Source organism: Spirosoma daeguense, assembly GCF_054776875.1.
In genome coordinates this window covers 1-14,942 of record NZ_BAAHBF010000004.1, presented here as the reverse complement: position 1 = coordinate 14,942, position 14,942 = coordinate 1, and the positions used below count along the sequence as shown (strand labels likewise).

Here is a 14,942-nt window from a genome sequence, read left to right as displayed (position 1 = left end):
AGATTGATACGTTTACGGCTTGACCGATGCGAATAAGGATTGCAGAAATTCGCCCCGTTGCCACGATTTCGATTGGTAGAGCGTTCGTGCTTTGGCCTGTGATCCGTTTGGGAGCTTGCTTATCCAGCGATTAGCTAAGTCGTTATCCAACGGTTTTTCTGGCTCCAGATTATGATAATGTGCGGCTGCCCGATACTGGAGTTTTACGACTGGAATCGGCACCAGATTTACCTGATCGAGTGGATATAGATCGTGGAAAAAACCTTTGATCCCGAAATGCTGAACGGCTTCAAAATAAGGCGAATCGGCTTCGATATCGCTGACGTAAATGAGCTTGGCTTTACTACGTATCAGCAGCGATTGCAGCGTTGCTACGTTAACTTTCGTTACATCGGCACCCGATTTCAGGCTCAAATGAGCGGCAATACCAGCCGCCTGCCCCAGCGACGCCCACGTTGGCTCCAGCCGAATACCGCAAAAGCCGACATGACTTGATGAAATAGCTACCGATACCAGCAGATTCTGTATTTTTTTCGGCAATAGTACGCCGTAAGGAATCTGGAAAGGCTGGGGTAAACCGTTAAAATCGCCTTCGGTCATTTCGGCGTAAATGGGCCCCGGTGGCGAAACACCGTGACAATTAAGCGAGTAATCGCAGATGGCTACCGTGTTGGGAGCGAGCACACTACGTATCGAATTAGGTGCCTGATACGTATCACGTTCGGTAAATACTACGTTGCCCATAATGCGTCGGGCTTCGCGGATATACAGGCGCGTTGGAAAGTTATCGTTATCGGTAAATTCGTCTTTCGCCAAACCCCACTGCTGGGCTTCCTGCCGGACGGAAAGCGGAATACTTTCGTCGTTTTGCAGAAAATAAATCATGCCCAGAATGTGCTCGCGATGCTCCTGAATAATTCGGGCGCGAACTTCGGGACTTCCATCAGGATAGGCATAATTCTTTCCAAGGGACGACATCCGAACGGGGGCATTTTTGATGTCATTGATATCGGCCTTGCGATTGACGAGAGGCTGAACCCGTAAAATTCCTTCCGGGCTTACCGTAAAAACCTGCTTCACTTTGCCGCTTTTAAATACGCTGGCAATCGGCAGAAATTCATTTCGGTTGTAGTTGGCCGGTTTTTCGATCATCCGTCGGTTCGCAGCCGAATCGGTCATGATAATGCGGAAGTTATAGGCTTGCAAGCGTTTATCGCCCTGGCCTGTGCTGCCGGGTAGAATTTGCCCGCTTTTCGTAAAGATGTGTCCGGCAAATTGTTCACAATACTCGCTCCGACTCTCCCGCCCAATTCGGTATTCGGCACCAGCAGCAGCGGCTAAATCGCCTTCATACGTAGCATCGATATAAACTTCGCCGTTTAACGTAACAGGTTTGGCTGTTGCCAGATTCTGGAACGTAGCAGATGTAATGGTGGTGTTTCCCGACGAACTTTTCTGCGTTAATGCCCGACTGAGCCGATGTTGGGTAAGCACCTGAATCTTCGGATACTCAGCTAGCATTTGCTGAAAAAGCAATAACGTAATCTGAGGTTCGATATTCACGCCCGAATAACTATCCGCTACCTGTTTCGAGTTTGGACCGTATTTGGTTTTGTAATAGTCCAGTGCTCGCAGTCGATATTCGTTGAACGTACCGCCGAGGGCTTCGAGCGAACGGAAATCGGTGAACGAAAGTCCACCCGTCATCAGGCCACCAATGTGTTTGTATTCTTCGACCAGCGCCACCGAACTACCTTGGCGGGCGGCATTTATCGCGGCAAAAATACCGGAGGGCGTAGCGCCGTAAATTACAATGTCGTAGTTTATCTGTTGCCCGTGCGTGAGCGTGGCTACTGCTAACAGGCAGGTAGCCAGAATGATACGTAGCTGCATAAGATGTTTATAGTTTGGCCCAGAAGAGTCGGGCGGCTTCAGTGTATACAGTGTTCTGATCCGACGCCTGTGGGGCGTTAATGTTCCGGGAAATTTCGTCGACGGGATAAGGCACACGTTTGGCCGTACCATCGGGGTCATTCAGCGTAATCAGCCCGGTACGGCGCACGTCGTTGAAGGCTTCCTGACTCTGAAAAACAAACAGATAGATGTATTTCTGTGTGATAATATCTTTCAGCGTTAGCTTATCGGCCCCCGGCAATACCTTTGGTCGCGCCAGATACGTATTGATCTGTGCCGTTGTCAGTGCTGCCGATGCGTTGAAAATAGCTGCCTGAATTAGCACTGACCGAACAGCCGCATCATAAGCCGCATACGCTTTTATACGGTCGCCTAGCCGTAAATAGGCTTCGGCCTCAATGAACTTTAGTTCGGTAAATGTTAACAGCGGCAACGGCGACGTACGATTCTGCAAATAGAGCGGCTTCGAATACAACGTACCATTGAGCGTTACGTCGGTGGTGGCGCGGCTGGTTGGGGGCGTAATCACTTTACCACCAATTTTGGTGAACCAGATCGTAGCGCGTGGATCGGCCAATACGTCTTCGCCAGCTTCCAGAAACGACTTCATGGCCGTAACGATCCCGTCGGCAATCACAATGGTGGATGCATTCATGAAGTTGTTTGCTATCGGGTTCGCGTTTTCTGGATTGCTTTGATAGCCTGTAATTGTGAATCCTTCGCCCGATGCAAACGAATTTCCGATGGCGGTGATGGCTTGCTGCGCTGATTCGGATGCGTTTGTATTACTGAGCCGGTTTAGTAAACGCGCTTTCAAGCCCCAGGCCGTTTTTTTCCAGAGCGTCATGTTACCTTTAAAAACCAGATCATCGTTACCCGGCCGACTGGCAGCGCTCGTTGCCTGATCGCATTTCTGAATGCCCGCGTCCAGCAATTTCTGTATCTCGGTATACAAATCCTGCGCCTTATCGAACTTGGGCTGAATAACTGTTTCGTTACTGGCTTCTGTGTACGGAATATCGCCAAAACTGTCAACTAATAAAGACAACGTGTAAGCCGACAGAATATCGGCAATAGCCGCATAGCCCACCCGTTGCTGTGCTTCAGCTTTGGTCCGAATGTCGCTGATATAACGCATCGTCCGAAAACCCGCGCTCCAACTGCCGCCCGCGCCAAGTTGAAATTTGGTAGCGGTGTTGACGCCCGTGAAATTGGTTTGTTCTGAAATATAGCCACTTAAGATCGAGACGGCGGGTACAACCTGCTGAAATACGGTCATTTGAGTGGCCGGAAGCAACGTATTGAGCGGAGCATTGCCGATTATGTTCGGATTGGTATCGATTTCATTTAACGTAGCATCCGAACAGGCCGTAGCCAGTGACGCCAGCATGAGTATGAATAAGGTCTTTTTCATGAGTCAATAAGGTGAGAGGGTTGTGCCTAGAACTTGATACGTATGCCTCCGCCGATGCTGCGGGTTTGGGGTTGCTGATACCATTCGATACCGACCGAATTACCTGTGCTAGAGCCAGATAACGTACTGTTCGTGTTGAGTTCGGGATCTACGAATGTTTTGGTAATCAGAAACAGATTCCGGCCTGTCAGAAATAAGCTAGCTCCAGACATTCCTATTTTCTTTGTGATTGCAGCCGGGAAATCATACGTCAGATTTACCTCCCGGAGCCGCACAAAAGACGCATCTTCCAGTTGCGATTCGGGGATGTTGAACAAAGCGGCCCAATACGGATTCGTTTTGCGGATGGCAATATCGTTGTCGCCTTCTACAACCAGTTGGCCGTTTACCAGCCGTCCTTTCTTGCCGGGAATAACCTGTTGAACGTCCCGATCAAGCGTTTCGACGGAAAGCCCACGGGTTAACGATTCGGCCTGTAACATCGAGTAAAACAAACCACCTTTCCGCCAGTCGACCTGAAAACTCATATTAAACGCCTTGTAACGTAGCGAGTTAATGAAATTGATTTCGAAGTCAGGGTTCGGCGTTCCCAGAATTTGTAGCGTTGAGCTTTGTAGCGGAATACCCGTCGTAGAATTAACGACAATCTGCCCAGACGCTGGATCGCGCTGGTACGAGCGACCATAGAATGAGGTGTACTGCTGCCCTTTTTCGGCAACTAACTGAACCTGCCCACTGGCATCCGACAACGTAATACGCGCCAGACCTCCGGGCAATTCTTCAACCGTAGTTTTGTATCTGGAGAAATTCGCGTTGAAATCCCAGTTGAAATTTGCGGTTTTGAGCGCGGTGATACGTAGCATCACTTCATGGCCCCGCGACAGCATTTTCCCGGCGTTGGTTACCTGACTTCCGAACCCTGTGGATGGTGCCAGCGGAATGCCAAAAATCTGCCCATCCGATAAGCTGCGGAAATACGTATAATCTATGCTAATACGATTCCTGAGGAAGCGAAGCTCCGTTCCAACTTCCACGCTACGTGTGTTTTCGGGACGTAGCGTAGAGCTGATGCTGGTGCTGCTTGGCAAAAAACCACTGACCCCGTTGATCGGAAACTGAAACCCTGGATTGGCCGCCGAATAGCCTACGCCATTCACAAATAACTGGCCTAGCTGTCCCACTTCGGCATAATTGGCGCGGAGTTTGGCAAACGTAAACGTTTTCTGAAGCTCTGGAACGGCTTCTGTTAATACAAAACTCAATCCGGCCGATGGATATAGAAACGAGCGTTTCCCGGATGGAAGATTGGACGCATAATCCTGCCGGGCCGACAGATTGAGATATAGCATTTCACGGAAGCCAAGATTCGCATTGGCATAAAATCCGACGACTCGCTGCGCATTGCTGCTGTTGGTTGAGACGATGGTGGTGCCGTTGGCAATGTTGGCCCAATTGCCCGTTACAAAATTTGAACTGGTGGTGAAGAGATTACTCCGGCGAATGTCGAATAACTCATTCCCCACGATAGCGTTCAGTACCAGATTGGGTGTAATGTTGGTATCGTAACTCAGAAAAACGTTTGAGTTCAACTGGGTTTCGCCCATATTCTGAACAATAAACTGCCCTCCGCTGGGTGGCGTAGTACGTCCTGTTGGGCCCGTGCCTAATTCGTCATAACGTTCCAGTTTTGTGGTAAAGTTGTCGAGACCAGCCCGATACGTTGCCTTTAAACCTTTAGCCAATTGATACTCCAGAAAGAGGTTTCCATAGGTTCGATTGGTGCGGCTGTTGCGGGAATTATTTGCGAGAATCCAGTACGGATTGTTCTGGGCAGCCCGAAACAGAATTTGCTGATAAGGATCAGTTGCGGTTGCATACGGTTTGCCTTTCAGGTTGTAGGAGGGAGGGGTTTCGTATACCGTGCGAAAAAAAGCAACGTTTCCCGCTTCATCGGAGTAATCATCTACGTTGATGTCGGCATAGTTGACCGAAAGCCCAATTTTAAACTTGGTAAACGGTGTCATCATGCCGTTGAATTTGATATTGGTACGGCGCAGACCGGTATTATTAATCACACCGGTCTGGTCGGTACGTCCGATACCAATGGCATAATTGCCGAAGCTTCCGCCCTGCGCTATTTCCAGATTGTTGTTGAACGTAAGCCCCGACTTATAAAAATCGTCCATGTTTCGGTACGATGCAGCTTGTTCGGTCTGTCCTAGTAGGTTGGTATAGGAGCCAAGAGAGCTGATTTTTGGGCCATAGGCGAACAGCGCGTTCTGGTCGAACAGGTCGTTGTTGCCCTGAGCGTATTCGTACTGGAGTTTGGGTAAAAAACTTACTTTATCTACCGAAAATTGTGAATCGAACGTAATGGTCGGTTTCCGGCTGGCGTTTTTTCCGCTCTTGGTCGTAATCACAATAACACCGTTCGACGCCCGAACGCCATAAAGCGCAGCCGCAGCCGGGCCTTTCAAAATATCCATCGACTCTACATCGGACGGGTTAAAATCAATGCTTCGGTTGCCCGCTGCCACTGGCAATCCGTCAATTACGTAGAGCGGCTCATTCGACCCCGTAATGGAACGCGAGCCGCGAATATTGACCAGCGCCGGACGGCCCGGCATACCGCTGTTTAACCGAACCTGCACACCAGCGGCTTTTCCTTGTAATGCATTTTGCAAGTTGGTGTTTCCGACTGCCGAGAGTTGTTCACCCGCTACTTTCTGAGCCGCGTAGCCCAGTGCTTTCTGATCGCGTTTGATACCGAAAGCCGTAACAACTACTTCGTCGAGCGCTTTGGAGTCGGTTAACAGCGATACGTCGATGACCGAGCGGGAACCAACAATAGCTTCCTGTGATACGTAGCCAAGAAAGCTAAAAACGAGCGTTGCTTGACCATTTGCTACGTCGATTCGGTACTTTCCGTCGGGGTCAGTAGTTGTACCTTTGGTTGTGTTTTTTACTACAATACTAACTCCCGGCAAACCCGACCCCCTCTCGTCGGTGACTGTCCCCGTTACCGCTTGATCGACTGGTTTTAGCGATGGGGTTTCGAGGATTTGTAATTGAGATGTTGGCTCAGTCGACAAACTTCTGGGCAGTTGTTTCAGGATAATCTGTGTGCCCGTTACGTTGTAGGTCAACTGAAGGCTAGGTAAAAGCTTGTTCAGTACGTCGCCCAAGGGTTCCCCTTGTGCCTGAAACGTAATACGACGGCCAGATTGAATCAATTGCGGACTATACGAGAACTTGACGTTGACTGATTGCTCAATCATCGTTAGCACGCTTTTTATTTTTTCGTTACGTACTTGTAAGGTTAATCGACGGTCAAGTAATTCCTGAGCCGCGGCATCGGTAGCCCAGGAAACGCTGGCAAAAACAACAGCCATGAGTACTTGTACCAGCGATAGCTTCATGTAATGAATCAGGTAAAAATGAGTTTTTTTCATACTTTTACTCCGTTTGTTCGGGTTTGGAAAAATTTGGACAAATGCCTCCCGTTCAGCCCAAAAAGGCTGTGTTAACAGGCATGAAATAAGGGAGTTACGAGCCAGTAGTTCTTGCACAACTACTGGCTTTTTTGTGCAGAATTCAGATTAGGGTTTTGTCATGCAGGTTTATGGAAACGTGAAATAGGTTAGAGGGTACAGCCTTTCGCATTGATGACCACTTGACCATCGACCAAGGTGTAGGAAGCATTAATCGATTGGACAATCACGTCGAGTTTTTGAAAAAGTGATTCTTCAGTGAGTGAAGCCGTTAGTTGACAACGGGCCAGCATGTCGGCATCGTAGACAATATCAATTCCGTAGGCTTTTTCCAGCGTCGCAAATACATCTATTACGGGTGTTTCGTCAAAAACGAAACTGATTGGAGCTGCCTGTTCTGTATCGATACGTTGCGGAGTTTCCACTAAAGTTTTAGCGAATGTTTCGGTTTCGCGCGAGAAAATGGCCTGCTGGTTCGGAAGCAGTAAAACTCCCTCTCTTGTTTTCTCTGAAGTGGATATGTCGTCAATAGGCTGGCCTTTGTAAACGCTGACTTGCCCTTGTTGCACTTTTACAACTATCTGTGTATCATGGTCAAATGAGCGAACAACGAATCGGGTACCAAGTACTTTAGTAACGACCTGACCGGCATAGACGTAGAACGGTTTCTGCGGATTTTTAGCGACATCGAACGTAGCTTCGCCCAGCAGGAAAACGCTACGTTCCTGTTGGTTATAATCGGCAGGGTAACGTAGCCGACTTTGCGGAGCCAATACCACCGATGAGCCATCGGGCAAGCGAACCAGTTCTGGTTTTGGGCTCGTATTGATACGTTCCGTACTGGCTTGTTCCAGATGTGCGCTTTGTTGCTGATACAAGGACGATGGGCTATGCGCTGGTTGTAAATACCAGTAGCCTAGTCCGAAAAGTAAGAGTATGCAAGCAGCCGCAGACCAGTATAACCGGGCATTTTGCCAAAGCGGACGTAGCGTAACGGTTTCTTCTTCGGCATGGTTTGTGGCCAGAATTCGGGCCAGAAGTCGAGCTTCTGCTTCTTCAGAGAGATAGGTTCGGGCATACTCACTCAACCCTGTCTGAACGGCTTTCAGCAACTTAACGGCCAATTCCCATTCCGCTTGTCGGTGTGGATGTTGGTTAAGCCACTGATTCCAGAATTGGACAGACTGAGCCGTTGGCGTGAGTTGATGTTGTAGAAACATATCATCGCATACAAACTGAGCCGCCGTAAAGGATTCGTAGGAGTCTTGCACGATTTTGAGATTTAATTGTCAGTAGATGACATTCATCGCAAAACCATACTCACCTTAGTTGAAAAAAAATGAAAATAAAAGTTGGAGCAACAGCCATTGCCGGAGTTTCTCGATACCCCGAAACACCAGATTCTGCGCCGATTGGCGATTAATATCCAGCACTTCTGCAATTTCGCCATAATCCAGTTCTTCGACAAAACGTAATCGGATAGCTTCCTGCTGACGAGGTGGCAATTGGCTGATAAGTTTTTGAACGAGCGCTTCCCGGTTGCCTTTGTCTTCCTGTTCCGTAAATAATTCTTCCGAAGAAGGCTCCGCCCAGAGGTCGTCGAAATCAAGTTGCGACATGGACTGGCTCGGGCGTTGCTGGCGCTGCAACAGATGCAGGATACGTACTTTGAGCGCTTTGAGCAGATAATATCGAACGTTATCGGGTGTTGTCAGGCGTTCGCGTTTGGCCCAGATTTCGGTGAATACGTCATGGATACAATCGAAGATGAACGATTCTGATACCGACACCAGACTCATACCATAGCGGTACATCGCTCTCACATGGGCCCGGTAAAGAGCGGTATACGCGTCTTCATCGCCCTGTTGAAAAGCTGCCCAGAGTTCCGTATCAGATTTTTTTTGTGTCAAGGCTTCAGCCGTGTTCGGTTCCTATTCTCTAAAAGGAACAATGTGGTTTGACTACCTATAGCCAGCTTTTTTTTCTGGTCTAAAAACAGTTCGTGCTACGTTACCTTTTCGCTACGTATACATTCAGTCGGGATAGAAAATGCAGGGAAAGACTGCCCAGAATCAGATAGGTTGCTACGTGCATAATGGGCGTTTGCGGAATATAAACCGGGTCGACTTCGTAGAAAAAAGCGTAAATAAACAGCCCGTGTGCCATAAATAGCCCAATGGTAGCCAACCACTGAATGAACAGGGAAATTGACGTTGTCGCTTTCTCGATATAAACGCCAATGCCCACTTCGATCAGGCTGACGAGCAAAATAAAAATGTGCCGACTACGTAGCATAACCCGCAGTCCCATATCCATTGTTTGTTTGTCGGGATAAGTACTACGTAGATAACGACCTGTCCAGATAAAAAACAGAATGGAACCTATGCCGATGGTCAGATAGAGAATTCGGAAAAGATTACGGGACAAGTTCATGGCAGTAAGATTGTCGAAACGGCTTGGAAAGAGAGAAGTGATATAAAACAAAAACGCCCCAGCCAATTGACTGGAGCGTTTTTGCAACTGGTTTTAGTCAGGCTAAACCGTTTTTATCCAGCCAAATTCGTCAGCGATTTTACCTGTGCGAAGGTCTGTCAGGTACTCTTTTACCCGAACGGCAAACGAATCTTCAGGCGCAAATTCGGGCAACATATAATCCTTACCGTTGTAGCCGATTAGCGAGTATGGCGATACGACTACCGCCGTTCCGGCTCCGAAAGCTTCGGTCAAACGACCCGTTTCGATGCCGTTGATAATCTCTTCGATAGATACCAGCCGTTCTTCAACAGGTACGTCCCAACTACGGGCAATCTGGATGATCGTATCGCGCGTAACGCCTTTCAGAATCGAATCAGACGTAGCGGGCGTAACCAGTTTTCCGTCCATGAAGAACATAATGTTCATCGTACCCGATTCTTCAATGTATTTATGTTCGCGCGCGTCGGTCCAGATAAGCTGATCGTAACCCTGTTGTTGCGCCATCAGTGTCGGATACATCGAACCCGCGTAGTTACCAGCACATTTCGCATAGCCAACACCGCCCGGAGCCGAACGAATGTATTCGGTTTCGACTTTCAGCTTGGGCGGATTCGTATAGTAAGCACCTACAGGGCAAGTGAAAATGCAGAAACGATAGGTCTTCGATGGTGCTACGCCCAGATACGTATCGGTAGCAAACATGTACGGACGGATATACAGTGAGCTGTCGGGAGTATTCGGTACCCAATCCGCATCGATACGTAGCAGTGCTTCCAGACCGCCCATAAAAACTTCTTCGGTCAACGTAGCCATACACATCCGGCGAGCCGACTCGTTCATCCGTTCGAAATTGGCTTCCGGACGAAACAACAGTACCTGGCCTTCTTCATTTTTGAACGCTTTCATACCCTCAAAAATCGACTGACCATAGTGTAGTGACGACAGAGCAGGACTTAGCGTGAAGTTGTCGAATGGCACAATCATTTGATTGACCCACTGACCATCTACAAAATCGGCCACGAACATGTGATCCGAGAAATGTTTTCCGAATGGAAGGTGATTAAAATCCACCTCCTGAAGGCGGGAGCGTTCCGCTTTCCGCAATTCAATTTGCAATACGTCCGTCGTCATAACAGCTTGTGGTTAATAAGTTAGCCCGCGAACACGTAGGCTACGGCAAAGCTAAAAAATTAGATTGAGCAAATTTAGTTGTCAAGACAACTTTTTTTTGATGATTAACTTTTTGTCCGCTAACAATGGAGGAAAATCCTACATTCTCGGACGCCAAACAATCTCATCGGCGTTCAATTCCTGTGCCATAAGTCGACCTAATACGAACAGATAATCGGAAAGACGATTGAGGTATTGAAGAATTTGCTCATCAATAGGAGTGTGTTCATGTAATGACGTAACCAATCGTTCAGTACGTCGGCAAACAGTACGCGCCACGTGGCAGTAAGAAACGGATTCGTGTCCGCCGGGCAGGATAAAAGCACGTAATGGCTGTAGTTGAGCTTCCATCGTATCGATAGCAACTTCTAATGCTGTAATATCAGCAGACTCCAACATGGGGGTTGGCCGACGAGAACCAGTGGACGTAGTAGTTTTTTCGGGATCAGTAGCCAGCTCGGCACCAATCGTAAACAGGCGGTCCTGAATATCGACTAATACCTCTTTTCGGCCTATGTTAACAGGTTGATCACGTAACAAACCAATCCAGGCGTTTAATTCATCGACCGTGCCATAGGCATCAATACGTGCATCGGATTTACTAACACGTCGTCCTCCAATTAAAGCAGTCTGGCCTTTATCGCCTGTTTTTGTGTAAATTTTCATAAGGTAGTTAAATAATGAAAAAGCAAATTTCTGAAAGGTTTGATCCGGGTTTTTGTCTGTAGACCTCGTATAAATAAGTATTCATTCAGCATAGTTAATGAACCGGATTAACCGATTTTCGCCATTCGGGCCGTACCTTTGCGCCCTGATTTTTAACGAATGACTTCAGGATTCAAAAACGATTCGCTCGCTGGATCTCGCGCTCATTTTCTCCTTGTCAATGAAAACAAGTACTTTTTTTGCCCGAACATGGCGTTTTCTGTCCATTCTCGGTTTACTAATAGCCTTATTTTCCAGTTACATTTCGTATCCAGATGAGGTAGCGGTTCGCTTCGACGACCTCAAACAGCCCATTCAGTATATCGATCGCGAGGTAATATTCTACCTGTCTATCGCTATTTTTTTGCTGAACAACACGCTTATAAGCGTAGTGGCTAAACTTTTCCTGCGTGTTCCTACGGCTCAACTGCCAATTCCGAATCAGGAATTATGGGCTCAACATCGTTCTCAATTGAATGATATATTCCGGAACTGGTTTTCTTACCTGATGGCAGCCATTAATACCGTGCTTGCCCTCGGATTGCTGGTTTTATCGCTGCTTAACCGCTCGGATCGAAGTATGCAGTCATACGATTATGCCTGGTTGCTACCATTAAGTACGCTTATTCTGGTAGCGGTAATTGTGGTGCTACCGGTTCAGTTATTGATGAAGCCTAGCCAAGATGACTGATTCAAATGAGCTGCTGCTTAGTCAGTTTCAATACCAACTTCCCGACGAACGCATTGCCCGATTCCCGCTGGCCCAACGCGATGCGTCGAAACTGCTTGTTTATCGGGGCGGTCAGATTAGCCATCATCGGTTTACCGAATTAGCTGAACTGCTTCCGACTGATAGTTTTCTGGTATTTAACAACACGAAGGTCATTCCGGCACGGCTACATTTTACAAAACCAACTGGTGCCCTCATCGAATTGTTTTTACTAAACCCTTTCCCCGCTGATTTACCCATAAGTCAGGCTATGGAAGCTACCGGTTCAGCAGTCTGGCAGGGAATGATTGGAAATCGGAAACGCTGGAAACAAAATGAAACGTTAACGCTACGTGGTAATTTACATTCGGGAGAAGACGTAGTACTTACGGCTACCTGGTATGATTACGACCAGTCGGTCATTCGGTTGAGTTGGGAACCAGCTAAACTGACGTTTGCACAGATTGTACAATGGGCAGGAGAAATTCCGCTGCCGCCTTATCTGAAACGTGACGTTACGGATGCCGACCGTGCTACGTATCAAACCGTTTATTCAAAGGAAGAAGGAGCAGTAGCGGCCCCAACTGCTGGGCTACATTTTACGTCAGATGTATTTGATGCATTACGTATAAAAGGTATTACGTTCGATTATCTGACGTTGCATGTTGGTGCCGGAACGTTTCAGCCTATTAAAACCGACGATGTTCGGCAACACCATATGCACACGGAGCAGGTTGTGTATACCAAAGAAAATATTCAGAACCTGCTTGATCACCTCGATTCAATTATTGCCGTTGGTACTACGTCGATGCGGGCGCTGGAAAGTTTGTATTGGATGGGTGTCCGATTGCTACGTAGTGAATCAACGCCGTTTCGACTCGATCAATATTACGCATACCAGATTCCGGTTGAAGAACATCCCACTACTAAGGATGCCCTACAGGCTGTGCTCCACTACGTAACTACTTCCGAACAGGAAACGCTTGTCGCGCATACAGGCATCTACGTAACGCCGGGCTATCAGTTCAAGCTTTGCCGGGGGCTGGTTACCAATTTTCATCAACCGGGCTCAACCCTTATCCTGCTTATTGCCGCGCTGATTGGCAATGACTGGAAGCAGGTTTATGATGAGGCATTAGAAAATGACTATCGTTTTCTGAGTTACGGCGATTCATCCCTACTTTTACCAAATATTTAAAGAGCGAAAGAGCGCAAGAGCGAAAAATAGCGCCTTCTCAAACCGCGCTTTCGTTCTTGCACTCTTTTGCTTTTTATGAATTTTATCGAAGAACTCCGCTGGCGCGGTATGTTGAACGACATGACCCCCGGCACTGAAGAACAGCTTCAGAAAGAAATGACGGCGGGCTATATTGGGTTCGATCCTACGGCTCCGTCGCTTCATATTGGTAATCTGGCAACCATCATGCTTCTGGTGCATTTGCAAAGGGCGGGTCACAAACCGTTTGCGCTGGTTGGTGGGGCAACGGGCATGATTGGCGACCCATCAGGACGCTCTACCGAACGTGATTATTTGTCGGAAGAAATACTACGTCGGAATCAGGAAGGAATCCGTGCCCAGCTAACGCGCTTCCTAAATTTTGATTCAGGAGCTAATGCGGCTGAGATGGTCAATAACTACGACTGGTTCAAGGAAATGACTTTTCTTGATTTTCTCCGTGAAGCCGGCCAGCATCTTACCGTTAATTATATGGTAGCAAAAGATTCGGTAAAGAAACGACTGGAAACGGGATTGTCATTCATGGAATTTTCGTACCAGCTTCTTCAGGGATACGATTTTTACTGGCTCTACAAAAACAAAAGTGTCAGGTTGCAGATGGGCGGCTCCGACCAGTGGGGAAACATCACAACAGGCACAGAGCTTATTCGGCGTAAAGAAGGAAGGGAAGAGTACCACGCTTATGCCTTAACAACGCCACTCATCACAAAGGCGGATGGAACAAAGTTCGGTAAATCGGCTGGAGGAAACGTCTGGCTAGATCCTGGCATGACGTCGCCATACCAGTTCTACCAATTTTGGCTGAATGCGGCTGATGAAGATTGTGGACGTTTTATTCGTGTGTTTACATTATTAAGCCGCGAAGAAATCGAAGAACTGGAACGCCAGCATCAGGAAGCACCTCATTTACGAATTCTGCAAAAAGCAATTGCCAAAGACGTAACGATACGTGTTCATTCCCAAGCGGGATACGATTTGGCTGTTAAGGCGTCGGAAGTATTGTTCGGAAAAGCAACGCTTGATACGTTACGTTCAATACAGATTGACGAGTTCGATACCATTTTCGATGGAGTGCCCCAAACCGAAATTTCGGCCGAGGAGCTGGACAATAGTAAAGACGTAACAGATTTACTTTCGGTAGCCAGTCGGGGAGAAGTATATGCTTCCAAAGGCGAAGCACGTCGGGCTATTACTCAAAATGCGGTTAGCATTAATAAAATTAAGGTGTCTGATCCGGCAGCTCCATTGGCATTGGAGTGGCTTCAGGATCGATATATTTTGGTTTCGAAAGGCAAGAAAAATCACTTATTGAAAAAAGTGTAAACTTTTTTTTGGTGCTAAGTCGCTGAGATCGGGGGGCTTACCAAATATTCTTTGGTGGCTCCCCAATTATTTTTCAGCCACCCCTTGACAAACCCAAAAGATGCCCCTACCTTTGCAGTCCCAAATCACTAACAACAACCCACAAACAAGCACTAAACCGCTGATTGTGAGTAGATTAGAGTAATGAGAGGGGCAAGTGAAATGAAAAAAATATTTTTGATTTTACTTGACAAATAAAAAAAGAAGATGTAGTTTTGCATCCGCTTTGAGAGAAACAGAATACGAAGTTAACCACTTCACTTCTTGATCACTCACCTTGCCAACGGCCAACGGGCCCGGCAATAAGTTCTTTGACAAACGGGAAGCACAAGAAAACACACAACCAGCTGAGTTCGCTCACCGGTTGAACAACATAGTGGAAGATTTCTTTCACGCAAATATTTACGATGGAGAGTTTGATCCTGGCTCAGGATGAACGCTAGCGGCAGGCCTAATACATGCAAG

The 14,942-nt window shown here is 47.5% G+C and carries 11 protein-coding genes; 3 read left to right on the top strand and 8 right to left on the bottom strand.

Going from position 1 to position 14,942, the window contains the following annotated elements; translation table 11 throughout:
* Positions 1 to 12: 12 nt before the first annotated feature.
* The 8 genes from ACYVD4_RS13055 to ACYVD4_RS13020 form a co-directional block, all read right to left on the bottom strand.
* Positions 13 to 1,893, bottom strand: coding sequence for an FAD-dependent oxidoreductase (locus tag ACYVD4_RS13055; RefSeq protein ID WP_460946250.1), 1,881 nt, complete (start codon positions 1,891 to 1,893; stop codon positions 13 to 15).
* Positions 1,894 to 1,900: 7 nt separating this feature from the next.
* Positions 1,901 to 3,328 (bottom strand): SusD/RagB family nutrient-binding outer membrane lipoprotein, encoded by a 1,428-nt coding sequence (locus tag ACYVD4_RS13050; protein ID WP_460946248.1) that lies wholly within the window; start codon positions 3,326 to 3,328, stop codon positions 1,901 to 1,903.
* 26 nt (positions 3,329 to 3,354) lie between these two features.
* The gene (locus ACYVD4_RS13045) at positions 3,355 to 6,780 is read right to left on the bottom strand and encodes a SusC/RagA family TonB-linked outer membrane protein (protein WP_460946246.1); all 3,426 of its coding nucleotides are present in this window, start codon (positions 6,778 to 6,780) and stop codon (positions 3,355 to 3,357) included.
* Between the two features lie 188 nt (positions 6,781 to 6,968).
* Complete coding sequence (locus tag ACYVD4_RS13040) at positions 6,969 to 8,090, bottom strand: FecR family protein (RefSeq protein ID WP_460946244.1); 1,122 nt, start codon at positions 8,088 to 8,090, stop codon at positions 6,969 to 6,971.
* A gap of 54 nt (positions 8,091 to 8,144) precedes the next feature.
* Positions 8,145 to 8,729 carry an RNA polymerase sigma factor gene (locus ACYVD4_RS13035; protein ID WP_460946242.1) on the bottom strand — a complete coding sequence of 195 codons (585 nt, stop codon included), beginning with the start codon at positions 8,727 to 8,729 and terminating at the stop codon, positions 8,145 to 8,147.
* 100 nt (positions 8,730 to 8,829) lie between these two features.
* On the bottom strand, positions 8,830 to 9,252 hold the full coding sequence (locus tag ACYVD4_RS13030; RefSeq protein WP_460946240.1) for a hypothetical protein: 423 nt from the start codon (positions 9,250 to 9,252) through the stop codon (positions 8,830 to 8,832).
* 102 nt (positions 9,253 to 9,354) lie between these two features.
* On the bottom strand, positions 9,355 to 10,425 hold the full coding sequence (locus ACYVD4_RS13025; RefSeq protein ID WP_460946238.1) for a branched-chain amino acid aminotransferase: 1,071 nt from the start codon (positions 10,423 to 10,425) through the stop codon (positions 9,355 to 9,357).
* A gap of 138 nt (positions 10,426 to 10,563) precedes the next feature.
* Positions 10,564 to 11,130: a cob(I)yrinic acid a,c-diamide adenosyltransferase gene (locus ACYVD4_RS13020; protein WP_460946236.1), complete on the bottom strand. Its 567-nt coding sequence runs from the start codon at positions 11,128 to 11,130 to the stop codon at positions 10,564 to 10,566.
* Between the two features lie 220 nt (positions 11,131 to 11,350).
* On the opposite strand from ACYVD4_RS13020, the gene ACYVD4_RS13015 reads away from it, so the two are divergent.
* The 3 genes from ACYVD4_RS13015 (at position 11,351) to tyrS (ending at position 14,438) form a co-directional block, all read left to right on the top strand.
* Positions 11,351 to 11,860 (top strand): hypothetical protein, encoded by a 510-nt coding sequence (locus ACYVD4_RS13015; protein WP_460946234.1) that lies wholly within the window; start codon positions 11,351 to 11,353, stop codon positions 11,858 to 11,860.
* A complete protein-coding gene (locus ACYVD4_RS13010; protein ID WP_460946232.1) occupies positions 11,853 to 13,076 on the top strand; it encodes an S-adenosylmethionine:tRNA ribosyltransferase-isomerase in 1,224 nt (407 codons plus the stop codon). Before ACYVD4_RS13015 ends, ACYVD4_RS13010 begins: the two co-directional genes overlap by 8 nt.
* 75 nt (positions 13,077 to 13,151) lie before the next feature.
* Positions 13,152 to 14,438: a tyrosine--tRNA ligase gene (gene tyrS / locus ACYVD4_RS13005; RefSeq protein ID WP_460946230.1), complete on the top strand. Its 1,287-nt coding sequence runs from the start codon at positions 13,152 to 13,154 to the stop codon at positions 14,436 to 14,438.
* Positions 14,439 to 14,942 lie beyond the last annotated feature (504 nt).

Bases quoted from the DNA above. Each gene is read 5' to 3' on its own strand.
- ACYVD4_RS13055 (WP_460946250.1), bottom strand. From the start codon at position 1,893: ATGCAGCTACGTATCATTCTGGCTACCTGCCTGTTAGCAGTAGCCACG.
- ACYVD4_RS13050 (WP_460946248.1), bottom strand. From the start codon at position 3,328: ATGAAAAAGACCTTATTCATACTCATGCTGGCGTCACTGGCTACGGCC.
- ACYVD4_RS13045 (WP_460946246.1), bottom strand. From the start codon at position 6,780: ATGAAAAAAACTCATTTTTACCTGATTCATTACATGAAGCTATCGCTG.
- ACYVD4_RS13030 (WP_460946240.1), bottom strand. From the start codon at position 9,252: ATGAACTTGTCCCGTAATCTTTTCCGAATTCTCTATCTGACCATCGGC.
- ACYVD4_RS13025 (WP_460946238.1), bottom strand. From the start codon at position 10,425: ATGACGACGGACGTATTGCAAATTGAATTGCGGAAAGCGGAACGCTCC.
- ACYVD4_RS13020 (WP_460946236.1), bottom strand. From the start codon at position 11,130: ATGAAAATTTACACAAAAACAGGCGATAAAGGCCAGACTGCTTTAATT.
- ACYVD4_RS13015 (WP_460946234.1), top strand. From the start codon at position 11,351: ATGAAAACAAGTACTTTTTTTGCCCGAACATGGCGTTTTCTGTCCATT.
- ACYVD4_RS13010 (WP_460946232.1), top strand. From the start codon at position 11,853: ATGACTGATTCAAATGAGCTGCTGCTTAGTCAGTTTCAATACCAACTT.
- tyrS (WP_460946230.1), top strand. From the start codon at position 13,152: ATGAATTTTATCGAAGAACTCCGCTGGCGCGGTATGTTGAACGACATG.